The 14,566-nt window shown below is 68.6% G+C and carries 15 protein-coding genes; 10 read left to right on the plus strand and 5 right to left on the minus strand.

The annotated features are described in order from the left end of the window. The first annotated feature begins 72 nt into the window (after nt 1-72). The 5 genes from ACJ512_RS19415 (at nt 73) to ACJ512_RS19435 (ending at nt 4,593) form a co-directional block, all read left to right on the plus strand. Entirely contained in the window at nt 73-288 is a 216-nt protein-coding gene (locus ACJ512_RS19415; RefSeq protein ID WP_407687359.1) for an antitoxin, read from the plus strand. Next, complete coding sequence (locus ACJ512_RS19420; RefSeq protein ID WP_407687358.1) at nt 285-668, plus strand: type II toxin-antitoxin system VapC family toxin; 384 nt, start codon at nt 285-287, stop codon at nt 666-668. The genes ACJ512_RS19415 and ACJ512_RS19420 overlap by 4 nt, the downstream gene beginning before the upstream one ends. Before the next feature lie 813 nt (nt 669-1,481). After that, nucleotides 1,482-1,985, plus strand: coding sequence for an SEC-C metal-binding domain-containing protein (locus ACJ512_RS19425; protein ID WP_407687372.1), 504 nt, complete (start codon nt 1,482-1,484; stop codon nt 1,983-1,985). Beyond that, entirely contained in the window at nt 1,982-3,094 is a 1,113-nt protein-coding gene (locus ACJ512_RS19430; protein WP_407687357.1) for a plasmid pRiA4b ORF-3 family protein, read from the plus strand. Before ACJ512_RS19425 ends, ACJ512_RS19430 begins: the two co-directional genes overlap by 4 nt. A gap of 134 nt (nt 3,095-3,228) precedes the next feature. Next, entirely contained in the window at nt 3,229-4,593 is a 1,365-nt protein-coding gene (locus tag ACJ512_RS19435; protein ID WP_407687356.1) for a flavin monoamine oxidase family protein, read from the plus strand. Nucleotides 4,594-4,894: 301 nt separating this feature from the next. On the opposite strand, the gene ACJ512_RS19440 is transcribed toward ACJ512_RS19435, so the two are convergent. Both ACJ512_RS19440 and ACJ512_RS19445 read right to left on the minus strand, forming a co-directional pair. Further along, complete coding sequence (locus ACJ512_RS19440; RefSeq protein WP_407687355.1) at nt 4,895-5,296, minus strand: TA system VapC family ribonuclease toxin; 402 nt, start codon at nt 5,294-5,296, stop codon at nt 4,895-4,897. Then, a complete protein-coding gene (locus ACJ512_RS19445) occupies nt 5,293-5,520 on the minus strand; it encodes an antitoxin (RefSeq protein WP_407687371.1) in 228 nt (75 codons plus the stop codon). Before ACJ512_RS19445 ends, ACJ512_RS19440 begins: the two co-directional genes overlap by 4 nt. Before the next feature lie 119 nt (nt 5,521-5,639). Here ACJ512_RS19445 and ACJ512_RS19450 point away from each other — a divergent pair, with 119 nt between their 5' ends. The 5 genes from ACJ512_RS19450 to ACJ512_RS19470 all read left to right on the plus strand — a co-directional run bounded on the left by ACJ512_RS19450 (nt 5,640) and on the right by ACJ512_RS19470 (nt 13,438). Then, a complete protein-coding gene (locus tag ACJ512_RS19450; protein ID WP_407687354.1) occupies nt 5,640-5,882 on the plus strand; it encodes a ribbon-helix-helix domain-containing protein in 243 nt (80 codons plus the stop codon). Further along, entirely contained in the window at nt 5,879-6,310 is a 432-nt protein-coding gene (locus tag ACJ512_RS19455) for a TA system VapC family ribonuclease toxin (RefSeq protein WP_407687353.1), read from the plus strand. The genes ACJ512_RS19450 and ACJ512_RS19455 overlap by 4 nt, the downstream gene beginning before the upstream one ends. Before the next feature lie 133 nt (nt 6,311-6,443). Next, the gene (locus ACJ512_RS19460) at nt 6,444-8,153 is read left to right on the plus strand and encodes a DEAD/DEAH box helicase (protein ID WP_407687352.1); all 1,710 of its coding nucleotides are present in this window, start codon (nt 6,444-6,446) and stop codon (nt 8,151-8,153) included. Between the two features lie 11 nt (nt 8,154-8,164). Next, nucleotides 8,165-10,057: a hypothetical protein gene (locus tag ACJ512_RS19465; protein ID WP_407687351.1), complete on the plus strand. Its 1,893-nt coding sequence runs from the start codon at nt 8,165-8,167 to the stop codon at nt 10,055-10,057. Between the two features lie 132 nt (nt 10,058-10,189). Continuing rightward, nucleotides 10,190-13,438, plus strand: coding sequence for an SNF2-related protein (locus ACJ512_RS19470; RefSeq protein ID WP_407687350.1), 3,249 nt, complete (start codon nt 10,190-10,192; stop codon nt 13,436-13,438). Between the two features lie 82 nt (nt 13,439-13,520). On the opposite strand, the gene ACJ512_RS19475 is transcribed toward ACJ512_RS19470, so the two are convergent. The 3 genes from ACJ512_RS19475 to ACJ512_RS19485 are packed head-to-tail and all read right to left on the minus strand — an operon-like array spanning nt 13,521 to nt 14,510. Continuing rightward, nucleotides 13,521-13,928: a type II toxin-antitoxin system VapC family toxin gene (locus tag ACJ512_RS19475; protein ID WP_407687349.1), complete on the minus strand. Its 408-nt coding sequence runs from the start codon at nt 13,926-13,928 to the stop codon at nt 13,521-13,523. Then, the gene (locus ACJ512_RS19480; RefSeq protein WP_407687348.1) at nt 13,925-14,185 is read right to left on the minus strand and encodes a type II toxin-antitoxin system Phd/YefM family antitoxin; all 261 of its coding nucleotides are present in this window, start codon (nt 14,183-14,185) and stop codon (nt 13,925-13,927) included. Before ACJ512_RS19480 ends, ACJ512_RS19475 begins: the two co-directional genes overlap by 4 nt. Before the next feature lie 43 nt (nt 14,186-14,228). Beyond that, nucleotides 14,229-14,510 carry a hypothetical protein gene (locus ACJ512_RS19485; RefSeq protein WP_407687347.1) on the minus strand — a complete coding sequence of 94 codons (282 nt, stop codon included), beginning with the start codon at nt 14,508-14,510 and terminating at the stop codon, nt 14,229-14,231. Nucleotides 14,511-14,566 lie beyond the last annotated feature (56 nt).

Raw genomic sequence — 14,566 nt, forward strand, 5'->3', positions numbered from 1 at the left:
CGGAAACGCGCAACGCCCTCGTCGCTGATTTTGTGCTAGCAAGATGCTAGCAAACTGCTAGCATCACCGGGTATGAGGACTCTGCATCTGCGGAACGTGCCCGATGAGGTGATGGTGCGGCTCGAGCGCCTGGCCCGCCAACAGAAAATGTCGGTGTCCGCGGTGGCGATCCGCGAACTGGACGCGTCAACCAGACGCGTCGACAACGCCTCGCTGATGGCGTCGTGGCCGGACCTGCCGATCGACCCCGCGGACATCGTCGCGGACATCGCGGCCGACCGGCGGTGATCGTCGTCGACGCGTCGGCCGCCATGGCCGCCGTGCTCCACAACGGGGCGGCCCGGGCGGCCCTTGCGTCAAATTCGTTGCACGCCCCCCACCTGATCGATGCCGAGTTGACCAACGCACTGCGCCGCCGCGTGCTGGCCGGCACGTTGGACGACGATGAAGGCCTTGGCGCGGTGATCAGGTGGCGGGCGTTGGCGCTAACACGTTACGCCGTCGCGCCGCTGCTGCAGCGCGTGTGGGAATTGCGTCACAACATGACCGCATACGACGCGACGTACGTGGCACTTGCCGAGCACTTGGAGTGCGCCGTGGTCACACTCGATGGGCCGTTGAGCCGGGCGCATGGCCCCCGGTGCCCGGTAACCATCGTGCCGAACTGAGACCGTCAGCGCCGAGCTGCTTCCGCGAGAGCCTCGTCGCCGCCGACCGGACATCGACGCGTTGTCGCTACGAGGCGGGCAAAAACCCTCACCCAAACTTGCAGTGACCGCTGTGGCTGGTGAGGTTTCCCACGCCAGACATGGACCGGCCCGACCTGGCGCGGCCACGGTTTCCGTAGGCGCCAACCTTGGTGAACCGCCTTGGGGCTCAGCGCAATCCGGCCATTGTGCGCCCCACGCTGGTGCCTGCCGGAGCAATACGAGAGGATGCGGGACATGACCGGTTTGGTGGATCGGCTGGAACACGAGTTGGACGCGGCGGCCAGCGCGCACCCGAGGGATTCGGCCCGGTATGCCGCGGTGCTGGAACGCGCGGTCAAGGCGTGCCGCGAGGATCCCAAGTTCGCCGATGCCCTCGACCTGCCCGACCTGTATTACCAGTTGGCGATGGAATACGAGGCCCAGGGGCGGTGCGAGGACGCGCTGGTCGCCGCGGACGCGGCCGTCGGCGCCGGCCTCAGGTCGAGTCCGGACCCGCAGTGTCTGCGCGCGGAGATCCTGATGCGCGCGGGCCGGGTCGCCGAGGCCGAACCGATCTGGTCCGCGGTGCTCACGGACACGCCCGACGACGTGTGGCTCTACAACAACGCCGGGCTCGAATACGCCCATGCCGGCGACCACGAGGCGGCGCTGGGCTGGCTGACCCAGGGCCTGCAACTGGCGCTGCGCACCGACGATCCCGAGCGGCTGGTCGACCAGCTCAGCCATCTACGGCAACAAAGCCTCGACAGCCTGGACCGGCCCGCCGACGCGCTGCAGGAGCGAGCAGCCGGGTTTCTCCGCGCGACACAGCCCGCACCCTCTGTCCCGGAGGAGCCGACGCCGGAGCACCCATCCGATCCGGGATTCACGGTGGCGTTGGCGTGGCTGCCCGCCGGCGACTACGAAAAGGCGCTGCAGTTGTGGCCGGAACTGGCCACCGGCGCTCCGGTGGCCGGCCCCGACGGCCCGCTGCCGCACGCCCTGTACTGCCGGGCAATGCAGCAACGGCTCGTCGAGCTCGCGCAGTCGGGCATGGGTGCGTTGACGGTCGCGCCGGTGGGGGTGGCACCGTTCACCGCGTGGTGCGCCGAACGCGGAGAGCAACCCGGTTCGGAGGCCCGGGCCACCTACGCCGCACAGCTGGCGGCGGCCGGCGATCCGGGTGTGGTCGCGTGGCCGCCGGGCCGCAACGAGCCGTGCTGGTGCGGGTCGGGCCGCAAGTACAAGAAGTGTTGCGCGGCAATCTCGCTCGTCGACCCGGAACAACAGCGGTGAAGACCGCCCGCCTTCAGGTGGTGCTCTGCGGTGTCGAACCCGCGGTCACCCGGGTGATCGACGTGCCCGCGTCGGCGACGCTGCCCGAGCTGCACGACGTGCTGCAGGCCGCGATCGGGTGGACCGACTCGCACCTGCACCAGTTCGTCACGCCGGACGCGACCTACGGGATGGATATCCCGGGCGGGGACGTGTGGCCGGACGATCAACGTGACGAGGCCGGCGCACGACTGGCCGACCTCGGCGCCCGGTTCGAGTACCTCTACGACTTCGGCGACGGCTGGACCCACGACGTCGAGGTGCTCGGTCGCGGCGGCCCGGCGCCGGGCTGTGTCGACGGGCACGGCGCGTGCCCGCCCGAAGACTGCGGCGGGATAGGCGGTTACGCCGAACTGCTCGACGTCCTCGCCGACCCGACCCACGCCGAGCACGAACGCATGCGCGGCTGGGTCGGCAACCGGCTGCGCCCCTTCGACCGGGCGGCCACCGACCTGAGGGTGCGCCAGGCGGTCGGCGAGGTGCCCGAAAGTGTGCGACTACTGCTCGACCTCGTCGCCGACGGGGTCCGGCTCACCCCGGGCGGACGGCTGCCGAGGACGATCGTGCGCAGCATGCAAGAGCACCGGCCGCGCTGGTACCCGCTGGGTCGGCCCGCCGCCATCGAGGATGACCTGCCACCGCTGGCAGCGCTGCACGGGCTCCTGCGCCGGGTGGGGCTGCTGCGGCTGCGCCACGGCGTGCTCGCGCCCACCCGCGCGGCCGGCGACGATCTCGACGTGGTCCGCCGGCTCCGATCGGCGTTCGGCCCCAACGCCTTTGCTACCGAGATCACCGAACTGACGATCGGCGCACTGGCCGCGCACGGCCCCCTCGGCCGTCGACAGCTTGCGGCGCAAGTCTATGAGCTGCTCGGGCGGGGCTGGCAGCGCGCCGGGCAACCCATCACCGAGGTCGATGTGCAGGTCGCGATCGCCCAAGAGTCTGCGATCATGCTCGGGCTCGACCTGATCGACGACACCGACGGGCGCGCGTGGACCGTCGGGGCTTCGGCACGGTCCCTGCTGCCCCGCGCCGCCATGCTCGCCGAAATCTGGGCTGACTACGCGTGATTGCCTGCCCGACCAACATTTTTGTCCGGCGCCACGCGTCGGTAACCGGAGCCGATGATGCCAACCCAGGTGTTTCCCGCCTCCCCGACCACGGGCAAGCTGGACACCAACACCGGTAAACAAGGAAGCCCGCGATGAGTACAGACGCTGATGTGATCGTCGTCGGCGCGGGCATGGCCGGCCTGTCCGCCGCGGATCGGCTCAGCGCCGCCGGCAACTCGGTGCTGGTTCTGGAGGGCCGCGACCGGGTCGGTGGCCGCGTCCTCAACGAGGCGCTGGACCCGGCCGACCCGACACAGATCGTCGAGGTGGGCGGCCAATGGCTGGGCCCCACCCAGCACCGCGCCCGCGCGCTGGCCCAGCGGCTGGGCCTGGCGCTGCACCCGACCTACGACCGGGGCCAGCGCCTCCTCGAGCGCCGCGGCGGCCGACTGACCCGCTACCGCGGCGACATCCCCGCGATCAACCCGCTCGTGCTGGCGGACTTCGGGCAGGCGCAATTGCGCCTGGACCGCATGGCCAAACGCGTCGCACTGGATGCCCCCTGGACCGATCCCCGCGCCGACCACCACGACGCGATGACGTTCGCAACCTGGCTGTCCCGCAACGTTTTCACCCACGACGCGCGCCGCCTGCTGCGCGTGGCGCTCAAGGTCGTGTGGGCGTGCGAGCCGCACGACGTGTCGCTGCTGCACGTGCTGTTCTACATCCACTCCGCCGGCGGTCTCGACGACCTGATCGGCACCGGCGGCGGCGCCCAACAGGACCGCGTCGTCGGCGGCACCTACCTGCTCGCCGAGCGGCTGGCCCGCGAACTCGGTGACCGCGTGCTGCTCGGGCGCCCGGTGCGCCGCATCGGCCACGACGACGAGGGCGTCACCGTCGTCGCCGACGGCGGCGACGATCTGCGCGCCCGCCGGGTGATCGTGGCCGTGCCCCCCACCCTGGCCGGCCGCATCGACTACGCACCGGCGCTGCCCGCCGCCCGCGACCAGCTCACCCAACGCATGCCCATGGGTTCGGTCGTCAAATGCATGGCCGTCTACGACGAACCGTTCTGGCGCAGCGACGGTCTCAGCGGCCAGGCGATCAGCACCGAGGGCCCCGTCAGCGCCGTCTTCGACAACAGCCCACCCAGCGGGTCACCGGGTGTCCTGCTCGGTTTCCTCGACGGTCGCGAGGCGCGCCGGCTCTCCCCCGCCTCCCCCGAGGAGCGCCGCGACGTCCTGGTCGGCACCTTCACCCGGCTCTTCGGCCCGCGGGCCGCGCGACCGCAGCGCTACCTCGACAAGGACTGGTCGACCGAACCGTTCACCCGCGGCTGCTACGCCGCGGTGATGCCGCCCGGCGCCTGGACGGGGTTCGGCCCGGCGCTGCGCGCCCCGGTAGGGCGCATCCACTGGGCGGGCACCGAAACCGCCACGATCTGGAACGGCTACATCGACGGCGCCATCCGCTCCGGAGAGGACGCCGCAGCCGAAGTGCTACGCCCCGAATAACCGAGCCCCCCTCCGTTGATCCTCGGTCCGCAGCCGACGGGTCAAAACGGCGTTGACTTCTACCAAGTTGGCCGCCGACATCTTGGGTGCCGTTGCGTCCAAGAGCATCTCGGCAAGCCCGCCGCCTGTTCCGCCAAGCACGATCGCAACAGCCGCCGACGCGTCGACAATCACGAAGGCAGGCCGGCACCGTCGTAAAGCCGCCCCTCCGCCTCCGTGAGCCGCGCGCTCCGCACCGGTGAGCAAGCGGTGCAACTCGTCGAGCAGTCGGCGCCGGCGGCACCAGGTCGGATTTCGGACATCAGGCTGCCAGCTGAACCAGTACCGCGACATCGCTGTGCAGGTGCGCCAAGCCACTGTCAAGGGTCGCCAGCCGCCCGTCGCGGCTTCGTGCGAGCTGAGCGAGGTAGGCATCCGTCACCTGGCGGTGGCCGACCACACCACCGACCTCGACGTCGGCGAAAGAGACGCTGTCGGGCCAGAACTCGTGACGTTTCGATGCTTGCACCGCACTGACGACATCCCGCGCCGCTGCCGCCGATTGCCCGGCCCGCACCAGGAATCTGACGAGGCTGCCCTGGGTGATCGGGCAGGTCGCGAATCCCGCGTCGGATGCCGCCAGCCAGTCCGCGGCGGCGTCATGGTGCACATGCTCCGCGACGACCAGCGCGATGAGCACATTCGCGTCGAGCAGCACCGTCACTGCTCGTCCTCCAAAGAGCGCACGTCCTCGGATGTCACGACGGTCCCCACGCTCACCACCGGCAACCCGGTCCTGGGGTCTGCGGAGATCGCGGCCGTGTCACCGGAGGCGAGGCCGCGCCGAACGAGGTCGGCGACGGTCTGACTCAACGTGCGTCGGGTGTCCCGCGCAATCGCCAACGCCTGTTTGTGCAGGTCGTCGGGCAGGTCGATGGTGGTGCGCACGCCCCACCCTAGCATCACTGCATCATGATGCATCGATGCGGCGGCACGGGGCCGGTGGATCAGGCCGATTCGCTACGCGCCGCCACCGTTCTCCCAAATGATGCACTAACATCAGATGCATGCGCACCACACTGTCACTCGATGACGACGTACTGTTCGCGGTCAAGGAACGCGCGCGCCGCGAGAATCGCACAGCAGGGCAGGTTCTGTCCGACCTTGCTCGGCAGGCGCTGACGCAACAACAAAACACCGATCCCGGCACGGGGACGGAAAGCTTCCACGGCTTCGAACCCTTCGAACATCGGGGGCCGGCGGTGTCCAATGCCCTTGTCGACCGGCTGCGTGACGAGGAAGCCGTGTGACGCGCGCTCTGCTGGATGTCAATGTCCTCATCGCATTGCTCGACAGCGATCACGTCGATCACCAGCGTGTTCGCCGATGGATCGGCGCCGAGATCGTCCATGGCTGGGCGTCCTGTGCACTCACGCAAAACGGCTTTGTTCGAATCATCAGCCAGCCTCGATATCCCAGCCCGGTTCCTCCTTCACGGGCGATCGCCAAATTGGCGCGGGCCGCAGCGACCGAACATCACGAGTACTGGCCATGTTCGGTCAGTCTGCTCGATGACGAGCTCATCGACCGCTCACGATTACATGGGCATCGTCAGGTGACCGACGCATATCTGCTGGCCCTTGCAACCGCCAATGGCGGCCGGTTCGCAACTCTCGACCAGTCCATACCCCTTGACGCTGTCCGGCACGCCGACACGCACAATCTGACGCTGATCTGATTTCGCCCGTCGCGCACTCGCGAGAATCGCATCGGCCTCATTGGTCACACGTCGGCGTGGGCTATCGGACATGTCGGTAGTCGCCGGTACCGTTCCGGCGCAAGGATGCACCCGGGCTATGAGAGGGGGCCACATGACCGTCGCCAACGCTGCCGACGAGACGCCGGCAACAGACCTGTCCGCTTACTTGCCGCTGCTGACACGGTTGCGCAATGGCACACGGCCGCAGCCGGATTGGTCGACGATCGTCGATGATGCCGTCAAGGTCTGGGCACGCCCGGGGTTCGATACCTTGCTCGCGATACCGGGGTTGAGGTTCGAGCCGTTCGACTATCAGTTGCAGACGGCGCGCACCGTGTTGCGGCGGATGCGCGGCCGGGGCATTTTGGCCGACGAGGTCGGGCTCGGCAAGACGATCGAGGCGGGATTGGTGCTATCCGAGTTACGCATGCGCGGGCTCGCCAACCACGTGCTCGTGGTCGTCCCCGCGGGACTTGTCGACCAATGGCGCGACGAGCTCGAGCGCAAGTTCGGGGTGCCGACCGTGGTCGCTCAATCTGAGTCGACGTCCGCCCGCGAGAGCGGCATTGACCGACCGGTCACTATCGCATCGCTCGCTGCCGCTCGCCGCGATCCACTGCTGGGCAGGCTCACCGCTGCCAACTGGGATCTGGTGATCTTCGATGAGGCGCATCGGCTCCGCAATCCGCGAAGCGCGTCAGGCAAGCTCGCGCGCAGTCTCCAAGCCCGTTACCTGCTGATGCTGACCGCAACACCGGTGGAGAACAAGCTGTCCGACCTGTACCAGTTGGTCAGTCTCGTCGCGCCCGGGCTGCTGGGCACGCCCGCCCAGTTCCGCGCCAAACACGCTGCGGCATCGGCTGAATCGAAACCACAGAATCTTGAGGATCTGCGCGCACGGACCCGAGAGGTGATAGTCAGACATCGCCGCAGCGAGGTGGCGGTGATGCTGCCGCCTCGCCTCGCCGAGACGGTGATGGTAACGCCCGGCATCCACGAGGCCGGCCTCTACGCCGATATCGTTCGGCGAATCAGGTCAGCGGCAACGGGGCCGCGACGGGCGCGGTTCACCCTGCGGGGCCTGACCCGACTGGCCGGTTCCAGCCCCGCGGCCGCCGCACCTACGCTCGCGAAGCTCGGATGGGCCGACCTCGCTGAGTGTGCCCGCGCCATCCGAGAGCCGAGCAAAGTGCGGGTACTCGTCGAACTCCTTCAGCGCCACCTCAGCAAGGGTGAGAAGGTGCTGGTGTTCACCGGGTTTCGCCAAGCACTGGATGGACTCGTCGCCGCGGTCGAGGCCGCCGGGATGACGTCCGCGGTGTATCACGGCAGCCTTACCCGGGCGGAGAAGGAGTCGGCGATCGCGCAATTCCGCGGCGAAACGCCGATCCTGCTGTCGACCGAGTCAGCGGGTGAGGGTCGCAACCTGCAGTTCTGCCACGTCATGGTGAACTTCGATCTGCCGTGGAACCCCATGCAGATCGAACAGCGGGTCGGCCGGCTGCATCGGGTCGGGCAGGAACACGACGTGACGCTGACCAATCTGGTCTCCCGGGGCAGCATCGAACAACGGATCATGCATGTGCTCGAAGCGAAGATCAACCTGTTCGAACTCGTTGTCGGCGAACTTGACATGATCCTCGGCCGGGTCGATGACGACTTCGATTTCGAGACCGAGGTTTTCGATGCGTTCGTCGATGCCGCCGATGACGATGAGTTCGAGCGACGGCTCGACACACTCGGCAACGCGCTCGCCGAGGCAAGAGGCAGCTACCTGCGAAGCCGTGCGGATGTCGACCTGCTGGTGGGCGGGCCGTCGTGACGAACGCTGATGTGGGCCTGGACTTCTGGCTGCGATATGTCGAAGCGATCGGAGGACTCACCGAATCCAGTGGCGATACGGCGCTGGTGATGCTCCCACCGACTCTGCAGACGACGCTGGAGCTTCCCGAGGAGCTGCGGGTCACCGCCGATCCTGATGTGGCCCGCGAGGACGGTGCGACCTTGCTCTCGGCCGGGCATCCCGCGCTGGGACGCGCCGCCGACGCGGTCCTGGCGCTGGGTGACGTCGCCGCGATGGCCGTGGAGGTGGCCGCCACGCCACCACCACCGGTTGAGCACCTGCAGGGAATCGCGCGCGACCAGTTCGCCATCGATCATGGACGGATCGATGCTTCGGGCACACCGACGCGGTCGGTGCGTTCGTTTCTGCGTGTCGGGGCGCTGGTCGACTACACGCTCTCCAGCGACGACCACTACCAGGAATGCGCCGAATGCTGGGTAGACGTGCAGCGGCGACGCCAACTCCTCACCCAGGTCAGTGTGAAGCTGGCCGCGTTGCCGACGGTGCGGACAGATGGTTCGCTGTCACTCACTGACCTGACCGCCGCGATCGGTTGCGCCGACCGGGATATCGAACAGTGTGCGCAGCGGCGGCGATCCGAGCTCGGTGACGACGTCCGCAAGGTCCGCGACGCGGAGCTCGAACGAGTCGAGGCCTACTACCGCGATGCGCTAGCCACGATCGAGCGGCGGCGAGCGCAAGCTCCTGCCGACCGGCGGGAGCTGCTGGACGCACGCGCCGACAGCGTACGGTCCGAGCGCGCCCGGCGGATCGCCGAAACCCGAGAGAAGTATCAGGCGAGCCACCAAGTTCGGCCGTATCGGTTGCACCTCTACGAAGTGCCGGTATGGCGGTTGCCGGTCGACGTGCGCCGCGGCGACCGGCGGTATCCGTTGACACTCGATTGGCTCATCCCATTGGGCCGTTTCGCCGACATCGCGTGCCCACACTGCGGTGCTGACGGGCAATTGGTCGCCACGAAGACGAGGCTGGGATGCGCCGGCTGTGTTTCCCGCCCCACCGTCCAGATCGCCCCCGAGCCCCCGAGACCACCGGCGCGGCCCGCCGCCACGAAGCCAGACCAGGCGGCCGCGCCACGGCTGACACCCAAGAAGCAGGCGTCCCCGGTACGCGCCCAGCCCGGCGCCCCTCTCAGCCCGACGCCGGCCAGGCTCGACAAACTCGCGGACAAGCTGGCCGGAAAGCTGTGGGAGGCGGTGGTAGGCAACGACCGCCGGGTGGTACGTCTGTGCGTGCCGGATTCGCCTGCTGCGGCAGTAGTTCGGCTGTACGGCCCGTCCGGCGCCGCCCGGGCGGTCGGGATCCCGCCGGCCGAGGATCTGGTCGCCGTCACCCGCACAACAACGGCGTCGTCTGGCGCACGCCACACGTCAATCGGCTACGTGGAAACCGCTGCCGGAGAACATTTTCCCTTCCTACTGCGGTGGCAAATGGCGGCGGAAGCGGGACAGATCAACGAAATCCTGCCCTATGACCGGCCACCGTACATGCCGGCGCGACTGGTTCCCTGGGCGCCGGGTGCTGGCCGGCAAGCCGTGCATGCTCCGCCGCAGCCCCGGATCCCGCTCGGACCTGTTGGCGAACTCCTGTGGCGGAGCGTCATTCCCACATTTGGTCTGCCCGCTGTTCTGCGCTGCCTCGCCGCGCTGTGGCGGCTGCCCGATGAAGACAGCATCCTCAGCTCGCACGGCCCCCTTGCCGTTGCGGCCGCGCTCGAACGTACGGTCTGCCACCGCGCGAACATGACGACGGGACGCTTCGCTGACATCGCTGTTGCGTACCGCATCGAGGAAGCCGCAGTGCGCGCCGCCGACACCGACCTGCAGAAGAGCCTCCAACTTGGGCCGGAGAGGTGGTGGTAGATGCGCGCATCGTCGTATCGCTACGTGGCGGGCGCATAGCACCACGGCCTCACAAACCTCATCTGTCCCACTTTGGGCCGCCGCGCGGCGTGGTCGGGCCGTTTTGTCGGCCCCCATCGCTACGGTGCGGTCATGCAGTCGCTGATGTATCCGTCGATCGATCTGGAAAGTACCTTCGAAGTGCTCGACGCCGACACCTGGCGCCGTGGCATGGCGTATGCGCGCGAGGGGCGCGTGCTGCGCTGCCTGTGGGACCCCGACGCCGAAGAACTTCTCGGCACCGTCCGCGGCAACAACGGCCACACGTACCAGACCACGGCGGAACTCATGCCCATCGACACCGACACGTACGCGCTCGACGGCGGGGACTGCAGCTGCCCGATGGAAGAGGACTGCAAGCATGTCGCGGCGGTCGTCCTCGCCGCCGCCGGGCCCACGGTGCTGCGGCCCGCCCGTGCGCCGGCCCCGCCGGCTCCCCCGGCATGGCGCCGATCCCTCGACGCGCTGCTGCCCCCGGGTCCCACCAACGACGACCACACCAGGACACCGCTGGCCGTCGAGCTGACGTTGGCGGTGAACGGAACGTCGCCGATTCTCCACGCCCGGCTGGTGCGGCCCGGAAAGCGCGGCGGCTGGGTGGCCGGCGACCTGAATTGGGCCAGGCTGCCCGCGCTGCGCCACAATTATCCCGAAGCCCAGGTCCGGCTGCTGCAGGAGCTCTATTCCACCTTCCGGGCGTCGAGCTCGACTTCGGCCGGCTACTACAGCTATTCGTACGGTGGTTACGGGTACGACGACGGGAAGACGATCTCGCTGCTGCGATTCGGATCCCCGCAATTATGGTCGCTGCTCGACGAGGCGCGCCGGGTCGGGGTGCGGCTGTTGCAGGCCCGGCCATTGCGCGAGGTGCCGCCCTACGCCGAGGGGCAGCTGTGCCTGGACGTGACGGCCAACGAGGCCGGCGACCTGACCGTCGCGCCTGCGCTTCGCGTCGACGGCGCGACGGCACGGCCCCTGGCGTTCATCGGCGCCTCGGGTCACGGCGCCGTCTACGACGACGGCGGATTGCGGCTGGCCCGCCTGGACAAGCCGGCCCCGGAGGCGTTGCAGCGCATGGCTCTCGGTGACCAGCCGCTGGTCATCCCCGCGGGCGAGGCGCCGCGCTTCGCCGCGGACTACTACCCGAGGCTGCGCCGCATCGCGGCCATCACCTCCTCCGACGGATCCTTCACGCCGCCCACGATCGTCGGGCCGGCCCTGGTCCTGCGCGCCGACTATCAGGACGACCACCTGCTCGAGTTGACCTGGGAATGGGCCTACCGGCTGGACGACAACGACATTCGCGTCCCGGTCGATGCGCATCGGCTCGCCGATTTCCGTGACCTGCCGGCCGAGAGCGCGCTCGCCTCGAGCATCGACGTGCCGCTGGAGCAGGTTGGCCTCCGCAGCGCCGACGGCACGCTCACCGGAACATCGCTGTCCGGCCTGCACACTATGCGATTCGCCACCGAGATCGAACCGCTGCTCAGCGAGCTGCCCGAGGTCACCCTCGAGGTGCTCGGCGCCCCGGCGGACTACCGGGAGGCCGGCGGCTCCCTGGTGATCGCGGTGACGACGGACGCGGTGGCCGGCGAAACGGACTGGTTCGACCTGGGCGTCACGATCAGCATTGAGGACAAACAGGTTCCGTTCGTCAGCGTGTTCACCGCACTTGCGTCGGGCCGCTCCCACCTGCTGCTGGCCGACGGCGTCTACTTCGCCCTGGACAAGCCTGAGCTGGTCAAGCTGCGCCAGCTCATCGACGAGGCCCGCGCGCTCACCGACGCCGAGGACGGGCCACCCCGGATCAGCCGCTTCCAGGTCGGATTGTTCGATGAACTGGCCGAACTGGGCGTCGTCACCCGGCAGGCCGACGAGTGGCGCCGCCAGGTCGACGGGCTGCGCGCCCTGGGGGGCCTGGAACCGGCGGCGGTACCGACCACCCTGGGCGCCGAGCTGAGGCCGTATCAGGCCGACGGGTTCTCCTGGCTGTCGACGCTGTACACCCACGGCCTCGGCGGGATCCTGGCCGACGACATGGGCCTGGGCAAGACGATCCAGACGCTGGCGCTGATCTGCCAAGTCCGCCAACAGTATCCGGACATGGCACCGTTCCTGGTGGTCGCACCGGCCAGCGTGGTGGCCAACTGGGCCGCCGAGGCCGCGCGCTTCGCGCCCGAGCTGTCGGTCGTGGCGCTCTACGACACCCTGCGCCGCGCCGGCGCCGACCTCGACGAGCTGGCGGCAGGCGCCCACGTCGTGGTCACCTCCTACACGCTGTTTCGGCTCGACTTCGACGCCCACGCCGACCGCACCTGGTCCGGGCTGATCCTCGACGAAGCCCAATACGTCAAGAACCACCACGCCAAGACCTACCAGTGCGCCCGCAAGCTGGCCACGCGGTTCAAGCTGGCCATCACCGGCACCCCGATGGAGAACAACCTCATGGAGCTGTGGTCGCTGCTGTCGATCACCGCACCCGGGCTCTTCCCCAGCCCGACCAAGTTCGCCGACTTCTACGCCAAACCCATCGAAAAAAGCGGCGACGCCGAGCTTTTGGCCCTGTTTCGGCGCCGCATCAAACCGTTGGTCAAGCGCCGCACCAAGGAACTCGTGGCCGCCGAACTGCCGCCCAAACAAGAGCAGGTCCTCGACATCGAGTTGCCGCCGCGGCACCGCGCCCTCTACAACAAACGCCTGGCGCGCGAGCGGCAGAAGGTCCTCGGCCTGCTCGATGACATGCAGCGCAACCGGTTTACCATCCTGAAGTCGCTGACCGTGTTGCGGCAGATGGCGCTGCACCCGGGTCTCGTCGAACCCGCGCACGACACGCTGGCGTGCGCCAAGATCGACGCGCTCGCCGAGCAGCTGCGCGACGTCGTCGACGGCGGTCACCGAGCGCTGGTGTTCAGCCAGTTCACCCGGTTCCTGGGCCGGGTCCGCGATCGCCTCGACGCCGAGGGCATCGACTACTGCTACCTGGACGGGCGAACCCGCAACCGCGCCGCCGCGATACAGCGGTTCAAGGAGGGCACCGCACCGGTGTTCCTGATCAGCCTCAAGGCCGGCGGGTTCGGCCTCAACCTCACCGAAGCCGACTACTGCTTCCTGCTCGACCCGTGGTGGAACCCGGCCACCGAGTCGCAGGCCATCGACCGCACCCACCGTATCGGCCAGACCCGAAACGTCATGGTCTACCGGCTCATTGCCCGCGACACCATCGAGAACAAGGTGATGGCGCTGAACGCCCGCAAGGCCAAGCTGTTCGCCAGCGTCATCGACGACGGCAACGCGTTCGGCTCCGCACTCACCGCCGACGACATCCGGGGACTGCTCACCTGAGCCGACGACCGGGCGTAAATCACCTGCGCCAAGGCGTGTCGCTGCGAGGCGGGCACAAACGGCGCCGACTCGGCCGGCAGCGTCAGACCCGAATGACCGTCAGGTTCGCGGCGCCCTCGAGGGCATCAAAATCGTTGTCCTGGGTGACAATCGGCAATCCACGCGACGCCGCGATGGCCGCGATCCACAGGTCGTTCGCCCGTACCCGCCGACCGCACTCGGCAAGATGAATCCGCAGCCGCGCCCACATGCGGGCCGCGTCCTCATCGACCGGCAGAGCCTCTATATCCCCAACGGATTCCAGTGTGGCGAGGCGTTGCGCCCGGATGTCGGAGGTCGGCGCTGCAAGCACGCCGACGTGCAGTTCGGCCAAGGTGACCACGGTGGTCGCGACCTCCTCGGGGAGCAGCGCCGCGTCGAGAGGACGGCCGCTTTCAGTCGCGATGAACACCGAGGTGTCCAGCACTCCGGCCGCCCGCGTCGTGCTCATCGGATCGGCCCGAGATCCTCGGTCGTGTCGCCGGCGAGCGCGCGAAGGTCCGCGCGCAACCCCGGGTCGGCTTGGGCGCGGTGCAACCGCGTCAACAGCTCTGTCCTGCTCAGCCAGCGCCTGCGCTGGGGGCGAATCGCGGTGAGGACGGCGACGGGGCGGCCGTTCACGGTGATGGTGACGTCCTCCCCGTCACGCACCCGCCGGAGCACTCCCGCCGTATCGTTGCGCAGCTCACGGGAGCCCACCTCGGACATGCTACAAACGTAGCACAGTTGTAGGCGTTCAGAACGGGGCCGGTCACGGCACCGGCACGTACTGCTCACACCGATACGCCGCCGGGTCGCACATCACCGGAAGGTTGGTCCAGCCGCCGTAGGTTCCGGGAGTGTCCCACGTCGGCAACAAGGGGCCGTCGTAATTGGGGTTCGGCATGTACTGGCAGGTACCGAACTGCGCGCACGGCGGAGCGGCGTGCGCCGGGGCGGTCGTCAGGACGCCCAAAGCGGCACCCGCCAGCATCGCCGCACCCGTCAACTTCACTGCGATCATGGCGGCCTCCCACCGGGTCGTCGTCTCCATGAACGACACGATCCCACCGGGCACCGACAACAAGCCCGCTCTCGCCGGCCGGCGCG

Source organism: Mycobacterium cajalii, assembly GCF_045809005.2.
Taxonomy (GTDB): Bacteria; Actinomycetota; Actinomycetes; order Mycobacteriales; family Mycobacteriaceae; genus Mycobacterium.

Excerpts from the sequence above, each read along its gene's own strand:
- ACJ512_RS19460 (WP_407687352.1), top strand. The coding sequence starts at position 6,444 with ATGACCGTCGCCAACGCTGCCGACGAGACGCCGGCAACAGACCTGTCC.
- ACJ512_RS19450 (WP_407687354.1), top strand. The coding sequence starts at position 5,640 with ATGCGCACCACACTGTCACTCGATGACGACGTACTGTTCGCGGTCAAG.
- ACJ512_RS19480 (WP_407687348.1), bottom strand. The coding sequence starts at position 14,185 with ATGTCCGAGGTGGGCTCCCGTGAGCTGCGCAACGATACGGCGGGAGTG.
- ACJ512_RS19485 (WP_407687347.1), bottom strand. The coding sequence starts at position 14,510 with ATGGAGACGACGACCCGGTGGGAGGCCGCCATGATCGCAGTGAAGTTG.
- ACJ512_RS19470 (WP_407687350.1), top strand. The coding sequence starts at position 10,190 with ATGCAGTCGCTGATGTATCCGTCGATCGATCTGGAAAGTACCTTCGAA.
- ACJ512_RS19415 (WP_407687359.1), top strand. The coding sequence starts at position 73 with ATGAGGACTCTGCATCTGCGGAACGTGCCCGATGAGGTGATGGTGCGG.
- ACJ512_RS19475 (WP_407687349.1), bottom strand. The coding sequence starts at position 13,928 with ATGAGCACGACGCGGGCGGCCGGAGTGCTGGACACCTCGGTGTTCATC.
- ACJ512_RS19435 (WP_407687356.1), top strand. The coding sequence starts at position 3,229 with ATGAGTACAGACGCTGATGTGATCGTCGTCGGCGCGGGCATGGCCGGC.